27 protein-coding genes and 1 other annotated feature are annotated in these 25,575 nt (G+C 36.5%); of the genes, 19 read left to right on the top strand and 8 right to left on the bottom strand.

What is annotated here, in order from left to right:
- Positions 1 to 84 precede the first annotated feature (84 nt).
- The gene (locus tag ACFTQ7_RS04480) at positions 85 to 429 is read right to left on the bottom strand and encodes a hypothetical protein (RefSeq protein ID WP_349660339.1); all 345 of its coding nucleotides are present in this window, start codon (positions 427 to 429) and stop codon (positions 85 to 87) included.
- A 52-nt stretch (positions 430 to 481) separates the two neighbouring features.
- Positions 482 to 1,000 carry a DUF1189 family protein gene (locus ACFTQ7_RS04475; RefSeq protein ID WP_349660338.1) on the bottom strand — a complete coding sequence of 173 codons (519 nt, stop codon included), beginning with the start codon at positions 998 to 1,000 and terminating at the stop codon, positions 482 to 484.
- Between the two features lie 451 nt (positions 1,001 to 1,451).
- Between ACFTQ7_RS04475 and ACFTQ7_RS04470 the strand changes: the two genes are divergently transcribed.
- The 4 genes from ACFTQ7_RS04470 to ACFTQ7_RS04455 all read left to right on the top strand — a co-directional run bounded on the left by ACFTQ7_RS04470 (position 1,452) and on the right by ACFTQ7_RS04455 (position 7,310).
- The gene (locus tag ACFTQ7_RS04470) at positions 1,452 to 3,083 is read left to right on the top strand and encodes a Na/Pi cotransporter family protein (protein WP_349660337.1); all 1,632 of its coding nucleotides are present in this window, start codon (positions 1,452 to 1,454) and stop codon (positions 3,081 to 3,083) included.
- Between the two features lie 382 nt (positions 3,084 to 3,465).
- Positions 3,466 to 3,945: a DUF456 domain-containing protein gene (locus ACFTQ7_RS04465; protein WP_386827518.1), complete on the top strand. Its 480-nt coding sequence runs from the start codon at positions 3,466 to 3,468 to the stop codon at positions 3,943 to 3,945.
- Between the two features lie 176 nt (positions 3,946 to 4,121).
- Positions 4,122 to 4,727: a superoxide dismutase gene (locus tag ACFTQ7_RS04460; RefSeq protein ID WP_349660335.1), complete on the top strand. Its 606-nt coding sequence runs from the start codon at positions 4,122 to 4,124 to the stop codon at positions 4,725 to 4,727.
- A 378-nt stretch (positions 4,728 to 5,105) separates the two neighbouring features.
- Positions 5,106 to 7,310 carry a peptidoglycan D,D-transpeptidase FtsI family protein gene (locus ACFTQ7_RS04455; RefSeq protein ID WP_386827517.1) on the top strand — a complete coding sequence of 735 codons (2,205 nt, stop codon included), beginning with the start codon at positions 5,106 to 5,108 and terminating at the stop codon, positions 7,308 to 7,310.
- Positions 7,311 to 7,447: 137 nt separating this feature from the next.
- Here the strand turns inward: ACFTQ7_RS04455 and ACFTQ7_RS04450 are convergent, their stop codons facing one another.
- Positions 7,448 to 7,645, bottom strand: coding sequence for a hypothetical protein (locus ACFTQ7_RS04450; protein WP_349660333.1), 198 nt, complete (start codon positions 7,643 to 7,645; stop codon positions 7,448 to 7,450).
- A gap of 383 nt (positions 7,646 to 8,028) precedes the next feature.
- Here ACFTQ7_RS04450 and ACFTQ7_RS04445 point away from each other — a divergent pair, with 383 nt between their 5' ends.
- The 9 genes from ACFTQ7_RS04445 (at position 8,029) to ACFTQ7_RS04405 (ending at position 17,630) form a co-directional block, all read left to right on the top strand.
- On the top strand, positions 8,029 to 9,003 hold the full coding sequence (locus ACFTQ7_RS04445) for a PstS family phosphate ABC transporter substrate-binding protein (protein ID WP_386827516.1): 975 nt from the start codon (positions 8,029 to 8,031) through the stop codon (positions 9,001 to 9,003).
- Positions 9,004 to 9,067: 64 nt separating this feature from the next.
- Entirely contained in the window at positions 9,068 to 10,015 is a 948-nt protein-coding gene (gene pstC / locus ACFTQ7_RS04440; RefSeq protein WP_386827515.1) for a phosphate ABC transporter permease subunit PstC, read from the top strand.
- Position 10,016: 1 nt separating this feature from the next.
- A complete protein-coding gene (gene pstA, locus ACFTQ7_RS04435) occupies positions 10,017 to 10,895 on the top strand; it encodes a phosphate ABC transporter permease PstA (RefSeq protein ID WP_386827514.1) in 879 nt (292 codons plus the stop codon).
- A gap of 12 nt (positions 10,896 to 10,907) precedes the next feature.
- The gene (gene pstB / locus ACFTQ7_RS04430) at positions 10,908 to 11,741 is read left to right on the top strand and encodes a phosphate ABC transporter ATP-binding protein PstB (RefSeq protein WP_386827513.1); all 834 of its coding nucleotides are present in this window, start codon (positions 10,908 to 10,910) and stop codon (positions 11,739 to 11,741) included.
- A gap of 13 nt (positions 11,742 to 11,754) precedes the next feature.
- Positions 11,755 to 12,414, top strand: a complete 660-nt coding sequence (gene phoU / locus ACFTQ7_RS04425) for a phosphate signaling complex protein PhoU (protein ID WP_349660328.1) — start codon at positions 11,755 to 11,757, stop codon at positions 12,412 to 12,414.
- Positions 12,415 to 12,997: 583 nt separating this feature from the next.
- A complete protein-coding gene (locus tag ACFTQ7_RS04420; RefSeq protein WP_386827512.1) occupies positions 12,998 to 13,870 on the top strand; it encodes a vWA domain-containing protein in 873 nt (290 codons plus the stop codon).
- Between the two features lie 250 nt (positions 13,871 to 14,120).
- Complete coding sequence (locus ACFTQ7_RS04415; protein ID WP_386827511.1) at positions 14,121 to 15,191, top strand: mechanosensitive ion channel family protein; 1,071 nt, start codon at positions 14,121 to 14,123, stop codon at positions 15,189 to 15,191.
- Between the two features lie 37 nt (positions 15,192 to 15,228).
- Positions 15,229 to 15,493: a binding site (T-box leader), on the top strand.
- A gap of 182 nt (positions 15,494 to 15,675) precedes the next feature.
- The gene (gene trpE, locus ACFTQ7_RS04410) at positions 15,676 to 17,061 is read left to right on the top strand and encodes an anthranilate synthase component I (RefSeq protein ID WP_386827510.1); all 1,386 of its coding nucleotides are present in this window, start codon (positions 15,676 to 15,678) and stop codon (positions 17,059 to 17,061) included.
- On the top strand, positions 17,058 to 17,630 hold the full coding sequence (locus ACFTQ7_RS04405; RefSeq protein WP_386827509.1) for an anthranilate synthase component II: 573 nt from the start codon (positions 17,058 to 17,060) through the stop codon (positions 17,628 to 17,630). The genes trpE and ACFTQ7_RS04405 overlap by 4 nt, the downstream gene beginning before the upstream one ends.
- Positions 17,631 to 17,710: 80 nt before the next feature.
- Here ACFTQ7_RS04405 and ACFTQ7_RS04400 read toward each other — a convergent pair whose 3' ends face one another.
- Positions 17,711 to 18,205 carry a hypothetical protein gene (locus ACFTQ7_RS04400; protein WP_349660323.1) on the bottom strand — a complete coding sequence of 165 codons (495 nt, stop codon included), beginning with the start codon at positions 18,203 to 18,205 and terminating at the stop codon, positions 17,711 to 17,713.
- A 3-nt stretch (positions 18,206 to 18,208) separates the two neighbouring features.
- Positions 18,209 to 18,652, bottom strand: a complete 444-nt coding sequence (locus ACFTQ7_RS04395) for a hypothetical protein (protein WP_386827508.1) — start codon at positions 18,650 to 18,652, stop codon at positions 18,209 to 18,211.
- Between the two features lie 159 nt (positions 18,653 to 18,811).
- On the opposite strand from ACFTQ7_RS04395, the gene rpmG reads away from it, so the two are divergent.
- The 4 genes from rpmG to ACFTQ7_RS04375 all read left to right on the top strand — a co-directional run bounded on the left by rpmG (position 18,812) and on the right by ACFTQ7_RS04375 (position 21,992).
- Positions 18,812 to 18,961, top strand: a complete 150-nt coding sequence (gene rpmG / locus ACFTQ7_RS04390) for a 50S ribosomal protein L33 (protein WP_008408521.1) — start codon at positions 18,812 to 18,814, stop codon at positions 18,959 to 18,961.
- Positions 18,962 to 19,028: 67 nt separating this feature from the next.
- Positions 19,029 to 19,613: a 5-formyltetrahydrofolate cyclo-ligase gene (locus tag ACFTQ7_RS04385; RefSeq protein WP_386827507.1), complete on the top strand. Its 585-nt coding sequence runs from the start codon at positions 19,029 to 19,031 to the stop codon at positions 19,611 to 19,613.
- Positions 19,614 to 19,615: 2 nt separating this feature from the next.
- Entirely contained in the window at positions 19,616 to 19,825 is a 210-nt protein-coding gene (locus ACFTQ7_RS04380; RefSeq protein ID WP_386827506.1) for a YqgQ family protein, read from the top strand.
- A 271-nt stretch (positions 19,826 to 20,096) separates the two neighbouring features.
- The gene (locus tag ACFTQ7_RS04375; protein WP_386827505.1) at positions 20,097 to 21,992 is read left to right on the top strand and encodes an LTA synthase family protein; all 1,896 of its coding nucleotides are present in this window, start codon (positions 20,097 to 20,099) and stop codon (positions 21,990 to 21,992) included.
- Positions 21,993 to 22,342: 350 nt separating this feature from the next.
- Here the strand turns inward: ACFTQ7_RS04375 and ACFTQ7_RS04370 are convergent, their stop codons facing one another.
- Entirely contained in the window at positions 22,343 to 22,522 is a 180-nt protein-coding gene (locus tag ACFTQ7_RS04370) for a DUF2759 domain-containing protein (RefSeq protein WP_079563420.1), read from the bottom strand.
- 168 nt (positions 22,523 to 22,690) lie between these two features.
- On the opposite strand from ACFTQ7_RS04370, the gene ACFTQ7_RS04365 reads away from it, so the two are divergent.
- Positions 22,691 to 23,335, top strand: coding sequence for an MBL fold metallo-hydrolase (locus ACFTQ7_RS04365; protein WP_349660319.1), 645 nt, complete (start codon positions 22,691 to 22,693; stop codon positions 23,333 to 23,335).
- Positions 23,336 to 23,519: 184 nt separating this feature from the next.
- Here the strand turns inward: ACFTQ7_RS04365 and ACFTQ7_RS04360 are convergent, their stop codons facing one another.
- A complete protein-coding gene (locus tag ACFTQ7_RS04360) occupies positions 23,520 to 23,762 on the bottom strand; it encodes a DUF2626 family protein (protein ID WP_024361272.1) in 243 nt (80 codons plus the stop codon).
- A 119-nt stretch (positions 23,763 to 23,881) separates the two neighbouring features.
- Positions 23,882 to 24,592 carry a helix-turn-helix transcriptional regulator gene (locus tag ACFTQ7_RS04355; RefSeq protein ID WP_386827504.1) on the bottom strand — a complete coding sequence of 237 codons (711 nt, stop codon included), beginning with the start codon at positions 24,590 to 24,592 and terminating at the stop codon, positions 23,882 to 23,884.
- 409 nt (positions 24,593 to 25,001) lie between these two features.
- Here ACFTQ7_RS04355 and ACFTQ7_RS04350 point away from each other — a divergent pair, with 409 nt between their 5' ends.
- Positions 25,002 to 25,226: a hypothetical protein gene (locus ACFTQ7_RS04350; RefSeq protein ID WP_386827503.1), complete on the top strand. Its 225-nt coding sequence runs from the start codon at positions 25,002 to 25,004 to the stop codon at positions 25,224 to 25,226.
- Positions 25,227 to 25,575: the final 349 nt, after the last annotated feature.

The following is a 25,575-nucleotide window of genomic DNA, read 5'->3' as shown; positions in this document are numbered from 1 at the left end:
CCTTTTCGGGCCATACTTTCGACCGTCACTGACATTTATTTTAGCAGTGTAAGAAAATAAGGACAAGGAAGAAACGCTAACTTTTCATTTTCCGCATTTATTTTCAATTTCAAATGATAGCGGAAGCTTAATTTTTTCACCAGGAACAGGAGCCTGTAATTGTAAGTGTGGATTCAATTCATAAAAAAGCTGTAAACGTTCAGGAAAGGTCATGGGTACTTTTGCAGGATGTAGTGCAAATAAACTGTGAATGCTATCGCCTTGAATAGTCTGTACAGTGATATAATTTGGCTCTCGCTCCTTCTCACACAGGGCGTTTTCTGTTTTTTTCTGAGAAAAGGCAGCAAGTTGTAATGATCCTTCAGTTAAATCTACTTTTATAACAAAAGCAAAAATAATAATGATAGCGGTTAACACTAAAGCACGCAAAAAATCCCCTCCTTTTCTACACTATATTTAGCAGAGAGGGGAATCATGCACATTATTTTGTAATTGGTTGTTTTGGGTATTTTGTGATGGCTACGATAAGTAGAGTTACTGTTAAAAGTACAGAAAAAGCAGAGATAATCGTACTGTTGATTGGTAGATAATCTGATAGCATACTTAGTAGAGTTGCCCAAGTCATAGCAAATGTTGTCGTACGCCAAATGTGACGGTATTCTCCGCGACGCTTCATGACATTCAAAATCAGCAGACCCGCAAAGGCGTAGAGAGCAATTTGTGCAAAAATAAGCATCGTTGTAAAAACAAAAAGCATGATGATTGTCACGGGATATAAAACCCATTTAACATCTTCTATGTATTCAGTTATTCCATTTAAACTATTCATATCAAATGTATCAACAGACATACCAGCCGTAAAACGACCAAAAGAGTATACTGTAACAACAGTAATTAGCAGAAAAGTATATTGAATGACTTTCCCGATAGGTAATAAACGATAGGCAGCAAGTTTTTTTGGATGAATTAAGCTATCGATAAATAGTTGTGAGTGTTTCATAAACATATCTCCTCCAATCGCTATTTTACCATGTTCAACTTTGACAAGATATGAAAATAGAAATAATAACTGAGAGTACGATATTGAAATGGTTCATCACCGAAAGTTGTGGATGACTTTTGTTAAAACATATACTATGTAAATAAGTTGATCTTCGTTCTGACTGGGTGACTCCAGGAAGCTTTGCTCTGTGCGAAAGCGTAGCGACAGCAACAACAAATGTTTTCTGTAGCGAAAGTGAAGCGGCAGCAACAAATGTTTTCTGTAGCGAAAGCGAAGCGGCAGCGGAAAGCGCCCAGTCGGAACGGAAATCAACCAACACGTTTTGGTGATGATTTATTGAAATGTTAATATTGTGTAAAGAAGTTAAAGGTTATCTTTACTTTTTCTTTATTATCATTTAAAGATTATGAATAGAGTAGTAGAGATGTAGGAATTGGAGCGAATACAATTGACAATAGATTGGCAAAGTATACTATTTCAATTTTTAGGCGGTTTAGGAGTCTTTTTATTTTCCATTAAATTCATGGGGGATGGGCTCCAAAAATCGGCAGATGATCGACTGCGTGAATGGTTGAATCGATTTACAACAAATCCTCTAATGGGCGTGTTAGTGGGTATAGTTGTAACGATTTGTATCCAGTCGAGCTCTGCAACGACGGTGATTACGGTTGGGCTAGTGAGTGCAGGGTTTTTAACATTACGACAAGCAATCGGTGTCATTATGGGAGCTAATATAGGCACGACAATTACCGCATTTATTATTGGTATAAATATCGGCATTTATTTTTATCCGTTATTAGCGATTGGTGCAGGGATGTTATTTTTCTTTAAGAAAGCCACCTTTCAGTATATCGGACAAATATTATTTGGCTTCGGGGGATTATTTTTAGGATTAGAGTTAATGAGTGCAAGCATGCAGTCACTACATCAATTAGCTGATTTTAAATCATTAACGCTTCAGCTAAGCAATCTGCCCGTTGTAGGGATTTTTCTAGGCGCAATTTTTACATTGCTTGTTCAAAGCTCAACAGCGACTGTTGGTGTGCTACAGGGCTTATACGCTGAGCATTTAATTGGCTTAGATAGTGCTCTACCTATTTTATTTGGTGAAAATATAGGCACGACCGTTACAGCAGTATTAGCTTCAATAGGTGCTTCTATATATGCTAAACGTGCGGCAGCGGCACATGTGTTATTTAATATTATAGGTACAATCATTTTCATGTTGTTCTTTACACCTTTTATGCAGTACGTTCTATGGATTAGTGGGCTATTCCATTTAGAGCCGAAAATGCAAATAGCGATAGCGCATGGCTCATTCAACATTATTAATATGATGATCCAGCTGCCATTTATCGGAGGATTGGCTGCACTTGTCACGAAGATAGTGCCTGGGCGTGATGGCAATATTGATGTGACAACGAAACATTTAGATCCGTCATTCATCGATTCCTCTCCAGCGATTGCACTTGGGCAAGCGAAGGAGGAAGTACTACGTATGGGGGAGCACGCGCTTCGTGGTTTAGAAGAAACATTTTTATATATGAAAACAGGTGAGGCTACTTATATTCCTACAGTTTTACAACTAGAAGTAGCGCTCAATCATTTAGACAAGGAAATTACAAATTATTTAGTAATGGTGTCTAAGCAGCCACTTTCTCGCGCAGACTCAGTAAGACACCATACACTTCTAACAAATGTACGGGACATTGAGCGTATTGGCGATCATTTTGAAAATATTTTAGAGCTTTTACAATATAAAGATCATCATGAGGTAACTTTAAGTAAGTCAGCACGACAAGATTTAATAGGGATGTTTAGCTTAGCGATTGAAGCTGTACGAAAGAGCATTGCGGCACTGGATACAGCTAGTTTGAGCTTGGCGCAGGAAGTAACAGAGCTCGAAAGTTTGATAGATGATATGGAAGATAAGCTTAGACAAAAGCATATTGCACGCTTAAATACAAATGAGTGTAATGGAGCTGCGGGAATCGTCTATACGGATATCGTTAGCAATTTAGAGCGAATAGGAGATCATGCTGTAAATATAGCTGACTCTATTTTAGGAATTAGAAATTAGATCAATTTCGCTCTGGCGTAATTCCTCTATTTCAGTAGGTGTTTGGACACCCACTGAAAAGGACCCATATCCGCATCTATAGGTGGGAATCATATGTAGCTGCCACATTACTTTCGCTACAAAAACATTTGTAACTGACGTTGCACTTACGATACAAATACATCTGCTGAATGAAGATAAATGAAACCTTCAGCTTAGTAAATCCGTATGAAAGGCACTGCGCAATCCGGCAGGTTAAATAGAAATTTGAGGATTTCTTTGTTGAGAATGAGCTATCTATGCCTTTATTAGTTACGAGGAAACAGCCCAACTCTATCGCGCATAGAGAAAATCAGGACTTCTAATTATCTAACTGGATGCACGACAAAAGGGGAGGTTTTTTATGGAAGTTGTAGGCTGGATATTAGTGATTGCCTGCTTTATCATTTCATTTGTTGGATTGGTATACCCGATCATTCCAGGGGTGCTTTTTTTACTTGGTGGTTTTTTAGTATATGGATTATTTTTTTCATTTGCAGAGTTAAGCTGGTTGTTCTGGGCGAGTGAAATTATTTTTGTTGTCATATTATTTGTTGCTGATTCTGTAGCAAATGCCTTTGGTATTAAGAAATTCGGTGGCTCCACTGCAGGTATGTGGGGCAGTACTATTGGTTTATTGATTGGCCCGTTCGTCATTCCGGTTCTAGGAATAATAGTAGGTCCATTTTTAGGAGCGGTAATTGCAGAGTTAATGGTAGAGCGTCGTACATTTGGAGAGGCTGTAAAAAGCGGTGTTGGCTCTCTCGTTGGCTTCTTAACATCGACACTTGCAAAAGCTGTGATTCAAATCGTCATGATTGTTGTGTTCTTTATAGCGATATGATTTTCTTCCCTAAGACGTTTAACAATTAAAGAAACAGGTTAGGATAGTAATCGTATTGGCTTTTCAGTCAAAAGGCTGAAATCTTTAATTTGAAGTATTTTTCGTTGAATGGTTTGACCAATTTTGATAATCTAAGAATGTATTAATTATTTCTTTACTTTAGGAGGAACTTAACAATGGCTTATGTATTACCACAATTAACTTACGCTTATGACGCATTAGAACCACATATCGATGCAAAAACAATGGAAATTCACCATTCAAAACACCACAATACTTATGTAACAAACTTAAACGCAGCAGTAGAAGGCACTGAATTTGCTGAAAAAGACATTAACGAACTTATCGCAAACATGGATGCTCTTCCAGCTGACAAACAAACTGCTGTTCGTAACAATGGTGGCGGACATGCTAACCATACATTATTCTGGGAAGTAATCGCTCCAGGCGGTTCAAACACTCCAGTTGGCGAAGTAGCAAAAGCAATCGATGCTAAATTCGGTTCTTTCGATGCATTCAAAGAAGAGTTTGCAAAAGCTGCTACAACTCGCTTCGGTTCAGGTTGGGCTTGGTTAATCGTTGATGGTGACTCAGTTGCTGTTACATCTACTCCAAACCAAGACTCTCCAGTTATGGAAGGTAAAAAGCCAGTCCTAGGTTTAGACGTTTGGGAGCATGCTTACTACTTAAACTACCAAAACCGTCGTCCAGATTACATCGGCGCATTCTGGAACGTAGTAAACTGGGATGTAGTAGAAGCTAAATTCCAAGCTGCAAAATAATCTCTATTTAGTTAGAAGGCTATGCCTCGGTGTTGTATCACCGAGACATAGCCTTTTTTGCTGTTTTTTAGGTTCTATACTGGTTGGGGATGTTCCCATACGCTCGCTAAAAAATTGGCAGTCAGTCGGTTAATTGAAAGGGGCGTTCCACCGAACTGTTTGAAGAAGTTTTATATTGTGCCTCACCCTTCCAATAATTTATGTAAAAACATTTTTCAAGTAATCAATAAAAAACAGAAACTTTTCATCTTAAAATGCCGTCAAATAAATGATGTTTTCAAACATAAATTCACAAGTACATGCTTTCCTGACGTACCTTCGAATGGTATACTAAGTATCGTGTATTTAAATTGTAATTAGATGAGGAGGGGAATACATATGCGCAAAGCACCGGGAAAAAACCGCGCGACGAATGTTAAAGCAAAACATCACTCTAATTTAACATTTCGTATGAATGTCCTTTTCTTTGCTATATTTATCGTATTTTCGTTGCTAATTTTTAGGCTTGGCTATATGCAGATTGTAAAAGGGGAAGATTATGTACGCGAATTAGAGCGTAAAGAAGAGGTACCTGTTAATACAAGTGTGCCAAGGGGACGTATGTATGATCGATACGGACGTATTTTAGTGGATAACCAACCAGAAAATGCTATTACGTATACGAAAATGCCGACGACAACAACTGAAGAAATGCTGGAAATAGCGGAAAAGCTGGCACAATTGATTGAGCAGCCTATAAACCGTGTCACTTTACGTGATAAGCAGGATTTTTGGATTATTAAAAATCATGACGCTGCCTATGAAAAAGTAACAGATGCAGAAGAAAAGAAAATTAGAGCCCAAGAAAATATTTCGACAAGTCAAATCAATGGAGAGATAGATAAACTTGTTCGTGAACGAATTACAAACGAAGAATTATTACAACTGACAGACAAGGATATGGAAGTATTAGCAATTTTCCGAGAGATGGTATCAGGCTACAATTTATCACCGCAAATTATTAAGAGTGAAAATGTATCAGATAGTGAATTTGCAATTGTCTCTGAGCGTTTAACTGAATTACCAGGTGTTAACACAACAACGGACTGGAAGCGTTTGAAATTATCATCACTCGCTATTTTAGGACGCACAACCGTACCAGCAAAAGGGATTCCGAAAGAAAAGCTGCATTATTATTTAGCTCGAGATTATTCACGAAATGACCGTGTTGGTGAAAGTTATATTGAAGCGCAATATGAAGATTTACTGCAAGGACAAAAAACCGTTGTTAAAAATATTACGAATAAAAAAGGGCAAGTAGTCGATACCGTTACGACTTATGAAGGTAAACCTGGTAAAGATTTAGTCTTAACACTGGATAGCGAGTTAACAGCTGAACTTGACAAAATTGTTGAGGAAGAATTGCTTAAAGTAAAATCACAAGGAGCTTCAGCTTTACTGGATCGTGCCTTTTTAGTTATGATGGACCCAAATACAGGCGATGTTATATCAATGAATGGTAAAAAAATCGAAAAAAATCCTGAAACAGGCAAGAATGAAGTCGTTGATTATTCGTATGGAACCTTTACAACAGCTTATGAGGCAGGTTCTGCAGTTAAGGCAGCAACATTGCTAACTGGTTATAGCCAAGGAGTAATAACACCAAGTACTATATTAGGAGATGAACCAATCACGTTAGCTGGTACTAAACCAAAAAAATCAGTTTTTAATCAGTCCGGCTATATTTCAATGGATGGTTTAAGGGCTCTAGAGCAATCTTCAAACGTTTATATGTTTAAAACAGCTTTACTTATTAACGGAACACCATATAGCTATGGGATGCCACTTCGTTTAAATGACGATACATTCCCAAAAATGCGTAATTCTTATGCACAATTCGGGTTAGGTGTAAAAACAGGAATTGATTTACCAAATGAAGTTAGTGGGGTACAAGGTCCGACTGGTCCAACCTATGGGGGTAAAGCACTCGACTTAGCTATTGGACAGTATGATACGTATACACCGTTACAATTGGCACAGTATATCTCGACAATTGCAAATGGTGGCTATCGCATTCAGCCACATGTTGTGAAGGAGATACGTGAACCATCAACTGATGGGCAATCGCTAGGCCAATTAGTAACAGAAATAGGACCAACAATTTTAAATCAGATTAATAATTCATCAGATGAAATTAACTATGTAAAACAGGGGTTACGTCGTGTTTATACTGGCGCAAATGGTACAGCAAAAAGACATTTTGCAAATGCACCATATACAGCTGCAGGAAAAACAGGAACAGCTGAAGTAATGTATTACGGGGATTTACGACAGTATTGGGGTCAGTATTCACTTACTTATACGCATGTAGGCTTTGCCCCTTATGAAGATCCTGAAATTGCCTATGCTGTAGTTATTCCTTGGGCATCAACAAACCCTAGACAGCCTTTTTCGGCTAATAATGAGATTGCAAGAAGAGCTGTAGATAAATATTATGAGTTAAAAGCAAAATATAACACTGAAAAAGTGACAGAGAGTAATGTAAAACAACCAATTTTACCAGCTATTACACAAGATAAAATTGGTGAAGACGAGCAAAAATAAGAGAAAACCGCTAGTGCATTTCAATGCCTAGCGGTTTTTTTACAGTTTCAGAGTATTATTGAATACCCGTGAAAAAACCACGGTATGAAAAAATCATAACTTTCATACCGTGGTTTATTTATTCTTCAATGGAAGACTTATTGTACAGATAATTGTTGAATAGCTATTTCAAATTGTTGTTTCGGTTTTATTCCATAAAGCTCTATATTATTACAAAAATAAGACTCTACCATAAAATCAACGGCTTCCTGTAGAGTATATTCCCGATGATCCATAATAAGTGTTAAATATGTTTTAAAGTAATTGGCATTTTGTACTTTTGCATGTTTAATCACAAAGTCAAACTCCTCTTAGATTATTTCCTGACACAATTGCTTATTATAGCATCTTTCCATTAGGACGCAAGTTTATCCTCACTTTGAAGAATGCTCCTACCTCTGAAGGTAGTGAGATCCATGCAGCTGTGGTTCCTTTCAGAGGGGAGCAAGCACCTAAGTAAATAGAGGAACTCAGTCTAAGTAGGTCCCATACCGTGGCAATTTATCTATAACGACAGCACAAATAAGTCAATTGTAAATCCATCTTTACAATCATTTACAAAACATTACATTCCTTTACGTCTCTTTTACGAACTGTTTATACGACTTCAACAATTAGTCATTATAGTAAAGATTGTAAGACAAACAACTATAAAATGTTAATGACGGGGGCAAATGAGATGAAAAAGTGGAAGTACTTAACGATGACAGCGGTAATGGGGTCAGCATTAATGCTTGGCGCATGTGGTAGCGACTCTGCACAAAAAGGTAACAATGCAGAAACAAACGCACCAGCGAGCTCAGGACAAGACGCTGCAGATGAAAAACTGCAAGGGGCTGTATCTGGAGATGGTTCATCAACAGTCGCACCTATTATTGAAGCAGTTGTTGAAGAATATGCAGGGACTCAACCGAATGTCAAAGTATCGGTAGGTGTTTCGGGTACTGGTGGTGGCTTTGAAAAATTCATCGCAGGTGAGACAGACTTTTCAAATGCATCTCGTCCAGTAAAAGATGAAGAGAAAGCAAAACTAGAGAAAGCAGGAATTGCTTTTACAGAGCTTCCTGTAGCATATGATGGTTTATCAGTAGTCGTGAATCCTGAAAATGATTGGGCAAAGGATTTAACAGTAGACCAATTAAAGAAAATTTGGGTTGAGGATGGGAAAGAGAAAAAATGGTCTGATATCGATCCATCGTGGCCAAATGAAAAAATAGTCTACTACTCACCTGGTACTGACTCAGGGACGTACGATTATTTTGATGAAGTCATTTTAGACGGCGCTGATCTAGCAAAATCAGCAACATTATCAGAGGATGATAACATGCTAGTTCAAGGTGTAGCAGGTGACAAAAACGCAATCGGCTTCTTTGGCTACGCTTATTACCTAGAAAATAAAGATAAATTAGGCATTGTAAATATAAATGGTGTTGAGCCAACAAATGAAACAATTGAATCTGGTAAATACGAACCGCTTTCACGACCATTATTTGTCTATGTGAAAAATAGCGCGATGAAAGATAACGAAGCAGCATACGATTTCGTCAAATTTACACTTGAAAACGCAGGAGATATGGCAGAAGCAGTAGGTTATGTCAGTCTACCAGAAGATAAATATAGTGAAGCTTTAAAAACATTAGAAGGCTTAAAATAAGTAGACATGCATAGAGGGAAAGAGATGTATGCTCTTTCCCTCTCTTATTTGAAAGGAGCACCCAATGGTTTCTCAAAAAGAAAACAAGACATCATCTGTGCAGCAATTAATTGCAAATTCGCGCAATCAAAAAACGAAGAAAATAGTGGAAAAAGCAATGCCAGCACTATTATTTTCTGCAGCTTTTATCTCAATATTGACGACATTTGGCATTGTTTTCACCCTTATTTTTGAAACGTTTGAATTCTTTAAACGTGTTTCGATTACGGATTTCCTATTTGGTACACAGTGGCTACCGTTTTCAGGAAAGGAACCGTTATTTGGGATATTACCTTTAATCGCTGGAACATTGAAAGTCACACTTATTGCAGTTGCCGTAGCAGTTCCGTTTGGCATAGCTTCAGCCATTTATTTAAGTGAATATGCAAGTGAAAAAGTAAGACGTACAGTTAAGCCTATTTTAGAAGTGTTAGCGGGTGTACCAACAATCGTTTATGGCTTCTTTGCATTAACATTTGTAACGCCGATGTTACAGCAAATTATTCCAGGATTAAAACTTTTTAATGCACTTAGTCCAGGGATTGTTGTAGGGATTATGATTTTGCCAATGATTACGTCACTTTCTGAGGATGCGATGTCATCGGTCCCAAATAGTATGCGTGAAGGTGCTTTAGCTCTTGGAGCAACAAAGTTTGAAGTAGCTATAAAAGTAGTATTACCTGCAGCATTATCAGGCATTGTCGCTTCAGTTGTTCTCGCCATTTCCCGGGCAATTGGAGAAACTATGATTGTGTCGCTAGCAGGTGGATCAACGCCTAAATTCGATTTAAATGTGACAGATTCGATTCAAACGATGACTGCGTATATTGTGCAAGTTGCAACTGGAGACGCTGGTTATGGTACGACAATTTATTATTCTATTTATTCAGTCGGATTCACATTATTTATCTTTACTTTAGTGATGAATTTACTAGCCCACTATATTTCGAAACGCTTCAGGGAGGTTTACTAGCATGCGCTATATGGATGACACGGTCGTCATGAAACGAATGACACAGCGTATTACATTCAATAAAGTTTGGAAGTCATTTTTCTTCTTAGCAACAACCTTTGCTTTAGTGACGCTTGTTATTTTGCTTTACCGCATAGTAACACAAGGTGTTGACTATTTATCCATCGATTTTTTAACAAATTTTGCTTCACGTTTTGCAGATAAAGCGGGCGTTAAGGCAGCTTTAATAGGCTCACTTTGGCTGATGGCAGTCGTCGCTCCAGTATCGATACTATTAGGTGTAGGGACTGCGATTTATTTAGAGGAGTATGCAAAGAAAAATAGACTAAATGATTTTATTCGTATGAATATCTCGAACTTAGCAGGTGTCCCTTCCATTGTTTTTGGTTTACTTGGGTTAACAATTTTTGTTCGAATGCTGGGACTAGGAAAAAGTGTTTTAGCTGCCGGCTTAACAATGAGTTTATTAATTTTACCAGTAATCATCGTTGCCGCGCAGGAGGCAATTCGTGCGGTACCGAATGAACAACGAGAAGCTTCTTATGGTATGGGTGCGACAAAGTGGCAAACGATCGTGCATGTTGTACTACCAGCAGCCATTCCTGGGATTTTAACGGGAAGTATATTAGCAATGTCTCGTGCGATTGGTGAAACAGCACCACTAGTAGTTATAGGTATTCCAGTTATTTTACAATTTTTACCTAACGGGTTATTAAGTCAATTCACAGCTTTGCCAATGCAAATATACGATTGGGCAAAACGTCCGCAAGAGGCATTTCAATATGTAGCGGCAGCCGGTATTTTAGTCCTTATGACAGTGCTGTTACTGATGAACTCTATTGCCATCTTTATTCGAAATAAATTCCAAAAACGTTATTAATGAGGTGACCTTATGGTACTGGGTATTAAAGAGGAAAAATCAATTGTCAAATCTGTTCATACGGCTACAAAGTCATCTGCTGATTTTGCTAAAAAAATAGTATACGATACACGTAATTTGAATTTGTGGTATGGGGATCATCATGGTTTAAAAGACATCAACTTAAGCATCTATGAAAATGAAGTAACAGCTATAATTGGACCTTCTGGCTGTGGGAAATCTACTTATTTAAAAACTTTAAATCGAATGGTAGAGCTTGTACCGAGTGTTCGAACATCAGGGGAAATAGTTTATCGTGAGCGCAATATTTTAGATAAAAGCTATACAGTCGAAGAATTACGTACCCGAGTAGGTATGGTATTCCAGAAGCCAAATCCATTCCCAAAGTCTATCTACGATAATATAGCATATGGTCCACGTATTCATGGCATTAAAAATAAGAAGATTCTTGATGAGATTGTCGAAAAGTCTTTACGAGGTGCGGCAATTTGGGATGAAGTAAAGGATCGCTTAAATCAAAATGCATATGGCCTTTCAGGCGGACAGCAACAACGAATCTGTATTGCGCGTTGTTTAGCGATTGAACCAGATGTTATTTTAATGGATGAGCCAACATCCGCACTTGATCCGATTTCTACATTAAAAGTCGAGGAGCTTGTACAAGAGCTGAAAAAAGATTATTCAATTATTATTGTGACACATAATATGCAACAAGCAGCGCGTATTTCCGATCGTACAGCATTTTTCCTAAGTGGAGAGGTTGTTGAATACGATAAAACAGACGTTATCTTCCAAACACCAGCAGATCAACGTACTGAAGATTATATTTCAGGTCGATTCGGCTAAGGAGGAGCAGTAAATGGTAGTGCGTGAACGTTTTGAACAGGAATTAAAAGAAGTCCAAGAACAATTTATTGAGATTGCTAATAAAAGTGTCAACGCTCTTAAATTAGCATTTGAAGCATTATTAAATCAGGATTTAGAGACATCTTTAAAAATTCTTGAGGACGATTTAATCATCAATCGTCTTGAAGAAGAAATCAATGATCATGTTATTTTAATGATTGCGAAGCAGCAGCCAGTAGCTACTGATTTACGACGTCTCATGGTGCTTGTCAAAGCGGCATCTGATATGGAAAGAGTAGGGGACTATGCAGTTAATATTGCAAAAGAAACGATTCGTATAGGAAAGGAGCCCCTAGTCTTTCCTACAACAAATTTGCAAACGATGTGTAATAAGACTGTAGAAATGCTCGAAAGTATTATTAAAGCTTTTACAGAGGAAGATACTTCTCATGCCAAGGAAATTGCTGAGCTAGATGATTATGTTGATGATTTATATGGAGCGACAGTAACGCTATTGCTACGTGCCGGAGCTGAAAATCCAGCACATATTTCTCAAATCACACACCTAACATTCGTTTGCCGATATTTAGAGCGCTCAGCTGACCATGCAACAAATATTGCTGAACATTTATTCTACTTAGTCAAAGGTAAACATTATGAATTAAATAATTAGTAACCGGAGAGCCAATTATAGGCTCTTTTTAGTTTGTCGACATAAGAATAAGCTCATCCAGCAGGGGTTGCCACTCTCTATGAAAAATCAACAGTTCCTATCGAAAGTATGAGTAAACATAAAACTTTATTCATTAGGACTAACGTTTGTTGTGCAGTCAGATAAGAGCCAATTATAGGCTCTTTTTTCATAGTGTTGAAAAACAAACGCTTAAGGGGATTTTTTGTAAATATGGTGTAGGGTGATTTTGTGCTACTAATTCTCCTGTGAGCCAGTGTCGAGCCACTTTGTTAACACCCCACTTTTGCACATATAACCAATGCTATTGATGCTTCATTTTCGCACATGAAAAAATGCTGAAGTTTTATTTTATTACTAAAATTAGTGTCATGCTAGAAGATACATACTAAGTGAAATTAACCCCTCTCCTTGCTGAAGAGCCGTATTTTATTAATACTAAGTAACAGCAACATTTTATTAAAAATAGCGTCAAAATACTGTATGCGTTATTGTATTGTCAAAAAAGTATTTTGGTTATACTATAGACATTATCCGAAAAAATGTACTGAGGTGGTGCTGTTTCGTGAAAGACGCTGTAGAATCACTCATAGAGAAATTTGATCTGGAATTCACACCAGAACAACGAGACTTTTTACGTTTTCTATATGAAAACTTACATCTTGAGGAATTAAGTGACAAAGAACAAAGTTTTTTTATTGACTATTTTTACAAGAGTGAAACATTACGAAATATGGCAGCATTTGCATTTGAATTGGCAGATATCATGCGTGAAATTTTCGAACTTATACCAGCTATTGAGAAAGCCGAACGATTGACCAATGGAAAAGAGCAACGCTTGTATAATGAGCGAAAGTGGCAGATAGCTAAGCGTCAAAAACTAAGTCGTCAAACAATAAAAAAAGGAAATATCCTATATGTTCCTTTTGAAGAATACAAAGAAGAAACAGGTCCAATTATTATCTGTCTTGAACAAACAACAGGAATGGCTGCATATTCTGAACTTTGTAAAAGCATAATTTTACCGTTATTTATGAACGCGCACCGTGAACGTCGCGATTTATATATCGTTCCATATGACTGTCAAATTCATGTGCATTATCGATTCGAAAACGGTCATTTAAATTTATCAGATTTTAAGGGTTTTATTGAATATAAGGCAAAGGGAGAAGCTGCCATTCTGCCAGTACTTCATTTTGTAAAAGGCTTGCTTCAAGAAAATCAGCATTGTACAGAAGCGGATATTATCATTTTTACAGAAGGTACACCAATCGATGGACAGCATCTCGTTGGAAAACAAGCGAAAGCTTTACTTGAGGAAATGAAGCGTAAGTATCATGCTGAATTTTCGGTTATCGCTATGCATGAACATAATTTTAACGAGCAGCAATTTTGGTTCGCCAACAAGGCTTTTTTTGCGGATGACGCTATTCAATAAAAAGGAGCTGATCGTAGTGTTGATTGGGCTCTTTTTTTGTGGTAAAGGAAACTAGAGATTTTTTACCTTGGATAACCTAAGCATAGTCGGCGTCTAGGCTAAAGTGTTACATCCTCGAGGTCGTTTCGATCCCTCGGGCAAAAGTGATGGAACGTTTCCTTTTGCTTGGGGCTCTCCAGCACTTGTCGGATGTAAACGAGCGCTATAGCGCATTTGTTTTGAATATACATAGTAGTTAGAGGAGAATGATATGGATTCATTGAAGTGGTTATTACCTAACATTACAGCACCAACATGGATGGACGTTATTATTGCCATCGCTCTTTGTATTGTTGGTTGGCTGTTTCAGCATTTTGTTATAAAGAAAATGATTAATCGCACTGTTATATTTTTGAAAAATCGTCAGCGTAACTTTCAGGCAACAGTGCTCGCGCAATTTAATAAAGCAATTCGCTATGCTTTCATGTTTGCAGTGATTGTACTCAGCTTAACAATATTATTAAAAGAAAATTTATTTACAAATGCAGTGACAAAGAATTTTGTTTTGTCCATTATTGTTTTTTTTCCCTTTAAAGGCGTATATGATGTATTACATTTTTATACCAAACAGCCACTAACATTGAATAATGATGAAGAACCGAATGTCCTATTACCATTTTTTCTTCGTATAGGAAAAGTACTTATCATGATATTGGCAATGTTTACGATTGCTTCATTTTGGGATTTTAACTTGAATGGCTTTTTAACGGGGATTGGTTTAACGGGTGTAGCGATTGCCTTCGGTATTCGAGATACACTAGCCCATGTTTTTGGTGGGATGTCAGTCGCATTAGATAATCCGTTTCAAATTGGTGATTGGGTAGCAACAGAGGACCAAAAAATTGAAGGAACAATTGAGGATATTAATCTTCGAAGTACATTAATTCAAACGGGTGATAAAGGGCTTGTTTATGTACCTAACTCTTATTTAGTAAATCGACCAATCTATAATTTATCAAAAAGGGAGAAACGAAAATGTGAGCAATTTTTATTTGTAGCTGCGGAAAATGAAGAAGAAACATTACGCAGTGCTTTAAGTGCCATTCAAAAGGAAATTTATTTGCATGCTCAAACAGAAAAAGATATGATTCATGTATTTATAGATGAGTTTTATCCAACTTCCTATCGAGTCCTTGTACGATTCTTTGTGGCAACAAATGATACGGCGGTAATGTTAAATGTGCGACAAGATATTTTGTTTGCTATTCGTCAAATCTTTCAAGAACTAAATATTATAGTAGCTAATCCGGCTGAAGAGGAATGGATTAGCAATGAAAAATAATTTGAATTGTTAGTTTTCATGTTTTACAATGTATATATAATCAGCTTTGATGAAGAGTAGTAGCCATTATTATTTGTTATAGAGAGCTAGTGGTCGGTGGAAACTAGTACAAAAACTTGGCGAATGGACTTCGGAGCTCTAATCCTGAATAAAGTATGGATTAGCGTCTGCCTACGTTATAGGGCATAGAGAGGGTCTTTAAATCTTTCAGCGGCTATCCAAGCATCAGCTGAATGTAATTATGCCGGGGCATAATTGATTAAGACCAATGAAGGTGGCACCACGGCTTTTCCGTCCTTTTGTGATGGAAAGGCCTTTTTATATGTTTTGGTGGAACTGAACCATGTTATACAGTTCAAATTCCTGACACAATGTTTAGTTAAACGAAAGCGAAATGCTAACGAAACGACAGTGTCAAAACGCCAGTGCATAATTAATAGATTTTGGTGTAGAAGAGCAGAGCATAGAGAAGGAGAGAAAGAGGATGACAGTTGAGCTTAGAAAGTTTGCCGTGAAGGCATTACAGGGTGATATGATGACGCCAATTTCCGTTTATCAATCACTTGAAGGGAAGCATAAAATGCTTTTCGAATCGTCAGCCAAGCATGAAGAAAGCGGGCGTTATTCGTTTATCGCCGTCAACCCAATTGCAGAACTGATTGGAGATAGGGATGGTTATTCTTTTACAAAAGAAGGAGAAACAGAAAAATCGAATGACAATGTATTGCTAAAATTACAGCAAGTTATGCCATTTCATAAGACAAAATACCCTTTCGCCTTTTTTGGAGGAGCAATTGGGTTCTTTGGTTACGAAACAGCATTTTATACAGAAAAAATAGGTGAATACTTGCAAGATGCTCTAGAAATGCCCGATGTTCATGTCTTTTTTTATGATACATTTATTGTTTTTGATCATTTAAAGCAAGAGGTTACATTAGCAGCAATCGATTTATTTAATGAAGGGCGTTCTCTTGAATCGATGGAATTGGCTATTTCTACAATGCAGAAGCAGCTTCATGCAGGAACAACATTTGATGCCATGACGTTTGGAGAGCTAAATTTCAGACCAATGATTGCCAAAGAAGATTTTGTAGCAATGGTTGATCGCGCTAAGCAGCATATTCGTAAGGGTGACATTTTTCAAATAGTCTTATCACAACGCTTCACTTCACCATATACAGGGAATCCTTTTGCTTTATATCGTCAGTTACGTACTTCTAACCCGTCACCATATATGTTCTATATGGATTTTGGTACGTATACGATTTTAGGGACATCTCCTGAAAGTCTCGTTAAGGTGAAGGATCGAAAGGTCACGACAAATCCAATAGCAGGAACGAAGCCTAGAGGAAAAACGGTGGAGCAAGATAACGCGATTGCGGAAGTGTTATTAAATGATGAAAAAGAAATTGCTGAACATCGTATGCTTGTAGATTTAGGTCGTAATGATCTGGGGCGTATTGCTAAAGTCGGTTCAGTGAAGCTTATAAAATATATGAATATTGAGCGTTATAAACATGTTATGCATATTGTATCGGAGGTTATCGGTGAATTACGTGAGGATGTACATGTTTTGGATGTTCTTAGAGCTTGCCTCCCTGCTGGTACAGTATCAGGTGCGCCGAAAATTCGCGCTATGCAGCTAATCAATGAGCTAGAGCCAGTGAAGCGTGGTGTCTATGCTGGCGCAGTAGGTTATATTTCCACTACAGGTGATATGGATTTAGCGCTAGCCATTCGGACAATGATCATCAAGGATTATCGTGCGCATGTTCAGGCAGGGGCCGGTATTGTGTATGATTCAGTGCCTTTGTCAGAATACGAGGAAACACTAAATAAAGCTCGTGCACTATTGGAGGTAAAACAATGATTTTACTAATCGATAATTATGATTCATTCACATATAATTTATTTCAGCAAATAAGTATGCTTGGGAAAGAAGTTAAAGTAGTACGTAATGATGAAGTGACAATCGAAGAAATTAAGAAAATGCAACCAGAAGCTATTATTTTATCTCCTGGACCAGGTACGCCGATAGATGCTGGAATAACAGTAGATGTTGTCAAAGAACTTTATACGAAATTTCCGATTTTAGGCATTTGCCTTGGACACCAATCGATAGGGCAGGCTTTTGGGAGTAGTATCGTTCGAGCTAAAAATATAATGCATGGAAAATTATCGACGATTCAATACGAAAAAACAGGCTTATTTGCTCAGTTGGACGGTAAAATAGAAGTAATGCGCTATCATTCCCTCGTCATTGAGCCAAGTACGTTACATGATGATTTTAATATTTTAGCAAAGTCTAGTGGTGATGGTGAAATAATGGCGATTCAACATAAGGAGTACCCACTTTATGGGCTACAATTTCATCCAGAATCAATTGGAACACAAGAGGGTAGCATAATGATGCAAACCTTTATAGAACAAATTTCTTAAACGAAATAAAACAGGCTGCCATCAAAAATCAGAAGTTGTGATTTTTGGTGACAGCCATTTTTACAATTAGGATGGTTATATTATTGCTTTTTCCCTGTAATCAATTTCGCAATTTCCTCTAATGACATCGAAGAATTGACATCGTAGGCACCGATTTGTAAGCTTCGAGCGTATTTAGGATTAGCAAGTAAAAGTTCCATTTCAACACTATTTTCGATGACGCCACCATCTTCAAGCTTTTGCGCTACAGTATATGGTTCCATACCGCCATAAATTTGAAGTGTCATAGTGGTAACGTTTCCTTGAGAAGCCGATTCATCTTTATCTTTAGCAGTTGTTTTAGGTGCATCTGTCTTCTGTGTGTTTTCCTTCGGCTCTTGTTTAACTTGTTCCTTTAACAATGCAATTTCTTTATTTGCCTGATCGAGCTTTTTTTGCAGCTCCTCTACATTTTCTGTGTTGTTGGAAGCTTTCGTCGGAAGACCGATATTGAGATCAAAACGAACTGCTAAAGCTAGCAATGCTCCGATAAGAAAAAGTGCAATGCCAAATGCGCGGATAGCGGTATTATTCATAGATTACCGACCTCCGTTTGCAATCACTTGGCGGACTTGCTCTTCAGTTAAATTCGAACGAATACTTATATCGGCTACAGAAAGACCCTGCTTATTAAGTTCAAGTACTTGACTTATAATAATTTGATGGATAGGTTTCGTTTTTGTAGCAGCTTGTCCTGTTTTTGATGTCTGAGCAGCTTGTTGAACAGTTTGTAAGACCTGTTGGATGTTCGGATTTGGTATCGTGTTATTTTGTGCAGATGATGATTTAACCTGAAACTCTGGCTCTAATAACAGCTCCTCCTCAACAATTTTCAGACGACGTTTTAAATTATTTGTTTCTTGAAAAATAGAGATGGATAGCTCCTCTACATCTTGTTCGACTTTTTTTGAGTTATTTTTGAAAAAGAACGACACGATAATTAGGAGTATTCCCACAATCATAAGTATGATGGATAAATCCACTAGTTTCACCTCATTAAGTATGTAATTATAAGGTATTTTACCATATGCAAACTTAATATGAAATGAAGGTAGATTTTTTTTCAGTTTATGTTATAATAGGTTAGTCGTATAAATCATGCTCAAAATTTAAATTCTTGATATAGAGTGGGAGGGTTAATAATGCGCGTAAACATTACTTTAGCTTGCACAGATTGCGGCGAACGTAACTACATTTCTAAAAAGAACAAGCGTAACAATCCAGAGCGTCTTGAACTTAAAAAATATTGCTCTCGCGAGAAGAAATACACTCTTCACCGTGAAACTAAGTAATCGCTCATTAAGCCAAAACCACACGTGGTTTTGGCTTTCTACATTTTTAAGAGGAGGATAGCTTAACATGGATAAAACAACTTTACGGGACGAGGTAAAGGAAGCTCTTGCCGAAATGAGCGAAGTAGCTTACCACGATCAATCATTTGCTGTATTAAAAAAAGTGTTACAGGAACCATATATAATAGAAGCAACTACAATCGGCATTACTATTTCCAATAAGCCAGAAATCGACACAATTCAATTAATAGAAGAACTGTGGCGACTTGGTAAAAAAGTGGCAGTACCTAAATGTAATCCAAAGACAAGAGGAATGTCATTTTATGCCATTGAATCATTTGACCAACTTGAAACTGTTTATATGCATTTGCGTGAGCCAATTCCAGAAAAGTGTGAGTTTGTTGACGCAAATGAAATGGATGTCATCCTTGTTCCAGGAGTTGTTTTTGATCCGTTCGGCTATCGAATCGGCTACGGCGGTGGTTATTATGATCGCTATGTATTAAACTGTAAAAAGGGTAAGCTTATGTCTCTCATATTTAACGAGCAGCTATATGAACATATCCCAAGAGAAACGCACGACTGCCCAGTAGATATCATTGTGACACCGACAAAACGTCTTGACTGTGTAACACAACGAGGAGCGAACTAAAAATGGACAAAATGTTAGATATTTATGAATTACTAAAAACATATGGCACTTATATTTACACACGAGATCCAATCGGTGATTTGATGTTAATGGAGGATGAAATTCGCGAGTTGTATAAAGCGAATGTACTAGATATTAAAGATTACCAAATGGCATTGTTACTAATTCGACAAGAAACAACAAAACTTCGTATGAAAGAAAATAGCCATTAGGGTTTAAAATAAATCATTTGGGGTATTGTAAAAATAATGTAATATGTATGTAATATTCTTAAAACAGTGGTTTTCCACTGTTTTTATGATTTGTGAAACTTTTTACAATTAAAAACGTATATATTATTGTCCAGAGCGAACAAGGAGAACAGTTTTCCATAAATATATCTATTGATTATCTGTAAAAAATGGATTAAGATATATTTTGTTTCAGTAACAAATTGTAAAAATTATTATTTTTTTTTGTAAGAAAGTAAGGAGGATGTTAGGAATGAAATCAATGAAGTGGCCTAAACATTCATTTATGATACTAGCAATTGTAGCAACTTGGATAAAAACGGTCATTGTTTATCACACAAGCTTTGAGATGAAAATTGAAAATGCAATGCAACAATTTATTTTGCTTATTAATCCATTGAGCTTTGTGCTATTTGCTTATGGTATTTCGTTATTCTTTAAATCACCGAAAGTTAAAAGTCGCTATATAATTACGATCAGTGTTATTTTATCGATTGTTTTATACGGAAATGTGGCATTCTATCGTTTCTACAACGACTTTATTACGCTACCAGTATTATTCCAAACAAGTAACTTTGGCGATCTAGGAACTTCAGTAGCAGCGATTGTCAGCCCTTGGGATTTATTATATTTCATCGACGTGCTGATTTTAATTTTAGCGAACAAATATTTGCCAAAAATGAAGGAAGCAGTAAAAGTCAACGTAGAATTCCGTCGCGCGTACTTCGTATTAGCGATTGCGATGACATTCTTAAACTTAGGATTAGCTGAAACTGAGCGTCCACAATTGTTAACACGTAGTTTTGACCGTGAATTACTTGTGAAAAACATTGGTACGTATAACTACCATTTGTATGATATTTATATTCAATCAAAATCTTCTGCTCAACGTGCGTTAGCGGATGGCAGTGAATTAGTAGAAGTGAACAACTATATTCGTTCTAATCAAGCAGCAATCAACCCTGAAATGTTTGGTAAATACAAGGGGCGTAATTTGATCCTTGTATCGATGGAGTCTTTACAAAACTTTGTTATTAATAATCAAATGGATGGTCATGAAATTACACCATTCTTAAACTCTTTAACAAAAGATAAAGATACGTTTTATTTCAGTAACTTCTATCACCAAACTGGGTTAGGGAAAACTTCTGACTCAGAGTTTATTACAGAGAACTCATTGTTCGGCTTAGGTCGAGGTGCGGTATTCTTCACGCATGGTGGAAATACGTATAACTCAATGGCTGAGCGCCTTGGAGATAATGGCTACTTTACAAATGTCATGCACCCGAATAATAAATCATTCTGGAATCGTGACATGATGTATCAATCATTACACATTAATAAATTCTATGATATAGATTCATATAAGATTGGCGAAGGGGAAGCAGTTAACTGGGGTATGAAAGATGTTCCATTCCTTGAGCAATCTGCAGCTTTAATGAAAGATATGCAACAGCCATTCTATTCTCGACTAATTACTTTAACGAACCACTATCCATTCACATTGGACCCAGAAGATGTAATGATTCCTGAATATACGTCAAACTCAGGTACATTAAATCGTTATTTCCAAACAGTTCGTTATATGGATGAAGCTCTTAAAGACTTCTTCCAAAGTTTAAAAGATCAAGGTGTATATGATAACTCTATTATTGTAATGTATGGTGACCATTATGGTATTTCAGAAAACCATAACAAAGCGATGGCTCAATATTTAGGAAAAGAAAGCATTACATCATTTGATAATGCAATGCTACAAGAAGTACCATTATTTATCCATATCCCTAACTCAGGAGATGGTAAAGAAATGACAGAGATTGCAGGACAAATGGATTTACGTCCAACAATTTTACACCTTCTTGGCATAGAAACTTCAAAAGATATGCAACTTGGTGCAGACCTATTCTCACCAGAGCATGAAGATTTCGTTGTTTTCCGTGACGGTCGTTTTGTAACAGATAAATATGTATACGTTGGTGAAGCTTGCTATGACAAAGCAACTGGTGAAGAAATTGATGGTGAGCCATGTGAGCCATATGCTGAACGAGCTACGAAAGAACTAGAAAATTCTGATGCTATCATTAACGGTGATTTACTCCGCTTCTATGACCAAAAGACAGGTAATTTGAAGCAAGGAGTAGTTAAGTAAACAAAAAAAGAGATCTCATGTTTAGTGAGATCTCTTTTTTTGTTGTATATTAAGCGTCCATTAGCGAGTTTTCATCAGAAGTGACGATTTTATTTCCATATAGTCTGGAAACTTCATTAAACACTTAAATGGGAGTGTTTGGAAGGGTTTTTATGTATCCCTATCAACTGATAATTTAAAACGTTCTGGAAGCCATGTAAGCAGCTTAGAGGAAAGAGGACATATAACGTGTTAGAATAGGTGAATAATTAATCCTCACTGCTCGTAAGGTCAAAAAGAACAGCTCAAATAGGAAGTAAATAGAAAAAAGAGCAGCCTCGTTATGAGACCGCTCTTTTTTTGTCTGAATTTTAGTGTAATGTTGGTGGGTATCCGCTGTGAATTACAGTCATAATTACGAACCAACCGAATACTACTGCACTTAATAAGTTGAAAACAACGCTTAAAAGGTTCTTTTCTTTAAGTGCTTGGAATGTACCAACTACAGCTAAAATTGAAACTAGACCAAAAATAACCATTAATAAGTTCATTAAAAATTGACACTCCTTTCGACATCAGAAAATGAATGTCGTCAACAATATTCCTCCTTAATTGTAAACGTTCTACCTGTTTTTGTCGAGAACTAAAATAGCTTAAACTATGAACATTTATCGTCAAATTGTGGTAAAGGCTGTATAATTGATATAGAGGTGATAGTAATGATGAACGTACGAAGTTATTCACTTGGACCTGTCCAAACGAATTGTTATATCGTATCGAATAAAAATAAAGAATGCATAATTTTTGATCCAGGAGAAGAAGCAGATCGAATTATCAAGGCAATACGTAGTAACGGCCTAAAACCATTAGCCATTTTTTTAACACATGCGCATTTCGATCATATCGGTGCCGTAAACGCTGTCCGCGAAGCTTTTAATGTGCCATTATGGATTCATGAAAAAGAAGTAAGCTGGTTAGGAGATCCAACAAAAAATGGCTCTAGTAAATATGCGGCATTACCAGATTATATTGTAGATGCTCCATCTGAAGAAAATATAATTAAAAAAGAACAACTATTTGAAATAAGCGATTTTGGTTTTAAAGCAATTTTTACGCCAGGACACTCACCAGGTAGTATTTCATATATATTTGAAAATGATGGCTTCGCTATTGTTGGAGATACACTCTTTGAGCAAGGTGTCGGTCGAACGGACTTACTAGGAGGATCAACAAAAATATTACTTGCATCCATTCATGATAAGCTGTTGACATTACCTGAAGATACTATTATCTACCCTGGCCATGGTAATTATACAACAGTCGGTGCAGAAATGGAGACAAATCCCTTCTTGAATGGTTTTTAATAAATGACATCCCAAAACTTTTGGTGATGAACTTGGAGAATGTATACTATAAAAATCCCCCTGGCATTTTCGTAATGCAAAGGGGGATATTACTATGCTTTGATTATATTTTATTGTTCTAATGAATAAATTTACATAAAAAAAGCATGTCTCATATTGGATGAGACACGCGTTTTTCTTTGTATTAATGACCGCCACCAGGTACGTGAATGAATGTTGTATAGTACGTGAAGCCAGCAAAGAATACAGTTAAATATGCTCCGAAAATGTACATGTACATACGTTCTGAAAGGTTCAAGAAGCCTAATAATAAGAATAAACCTGTATTACCTACGAATAATAGCGATACTTCGTTCATACCACCAAGGTAGAACATGACTGCAAAAATACCTGTCCAGAATGCCATAACTTTATACATATTATCCATGAAGATTTCCCCTCCTTTTGCCCACGACACAATAATCTCTTACTCATTATAAATGATATGAAAGGTATCTGTAAACTGGAACTTCTTCTTCTTTGTGACAAACCATTGGATTTTAAAAGTTAGTTATCAATTTCTGTCACGTTTATTTCATATTTACATAAATCACAATTATGTACCATGCTATCAATTTGTATAAAATCATTGCTCGAAAAAAGCGCATCAACCTGTCCTTTTAAATACGATTCATGTAAAGAACAAACAAGGTCTGAATGAGTAGTAAGCTGCCCTTGGAATGGACAATTAAAAATGGAGAACGTCACTTTTTTACCGTTTTCTGTTTGTTGTACTTGCGGAATATAGCCAATTAATGCTGCATTGTCAGTTAATAGCTGAAGCTTTTGTTCGAAGGAAAGGCTATTATTTAATTGTAATTCGGCAATTACATAATTCTTCATTTGCTGATAACCGTCTTGGTAGCTTATATCTTGGCATCTTTCTAGTGCAGATGGTCCGAATTCTTGAATTAATTGGATTGTCCACTTTAATAGTCGCTCCTCATCACGTCTCGGGAACGTTAGTGATACACCTTTATCTGAAGCTTTATAAACACGACCAGGTCTTCCGCCTTTCCCAGTTTTAGCAAAATCAGCTGTGATGATATTGATTTCTGATAGCTTTGTTAGGTGTAAACGTGCAACGTTTGGATGTATGCCGAACTTATCAGCGATGTTTTGGACCGTTACGGTTTTCTTCTCTTGCAGGATGTACTCATAAATAGAGTATCTAGTCTCATCGGCTAATGTACTAGTAATTTTTAATGGATGGATCATTTACTTCACCTCTATGTAATTTTTGAATGTTATTTAATTTTACCAAGTGTTAGAAAAAAAACCATGTTAATTCTATTATATTGTATTATTTAAAAAGATACAGTTCCTTTAGGCATAAATATTAACTTTTTCATAAGATACTGTTCATTTTTAGTGAAAATTTGCATGTTATTCACACTTTTATAGCAAAAAACACGTTTGATAGGAAATTTTATAGCAAATTTTTATTTTACGAAAAGGGCTTTTTTCATAATTGGTGATTATCTATACTAGGAAATAACGAATAGAGCGATCATATTCGAATGAGGTAGAAGAGGGGATTTAATTTACAGAATTTTTAGATAAAAATGTATCCAAGTCTTTTAAGGGATATAGAAATATATTTGAATTATGGGGAATGGGGCTGGGTATGAATAATAAATATGCAAAAAAAGATGAAAATAATGATACTATTCTGGAAGCTTCGAGATGTACGCTCGCTATTGTACTCGCAACTTTATTAATTTGGGGAATTTTTGATATTTTCAATGCGCAAAATACTGGGTTTGGGTTTCCGTGGTGGCTAATAATTGAAATAGTTTTTGTTTATACTGTCTCAAGATACTACTTTACATTCAAAAACTTAAAAAAATAAACTAAAGATGGATTTTGATCTGCAGTAGCGCTTAATACAATGTTAGGTTCAACACATATGGTTTAAATCAATATAAAATTCTGGTATCAAAATACGTCAGTCGAGGCTACGCAAATTTATGAACATTAATTTTTCGATGGGACCAATCGTAAATAAGAGGCTCTGTAATTAGGTGCCTTGTATTTTTTACGTAAAAATCTGGTAATTCAACATTTTAGAGGCGCATGTGAAGACAAATTAATTAAGCGTATTAATTATGAAACGTAGCGAGCAGCAAGCTGGTTTTACATGTTTATTTGATCGATTGATATAATTAACAGTTATGCTGTCCTTTATTCCGTTATCTTAA

Origin of the sequence: Lysinibacillus sp. NPDC056959 (assembly GCF_042674095.1) — a bacterium.
Taxonomy (GTDB): Bacteria; Bacillota; Bacilli; order Bacillales_A; family Planococcaceae; genus Lysinibacillus; species Lysinibacillus zambalensis.
The sequence above is the reverse complement of the archived record's forward strand: the minus strand, read 5'-3'. Positions and strand labels throughout refer to the sequence as shown.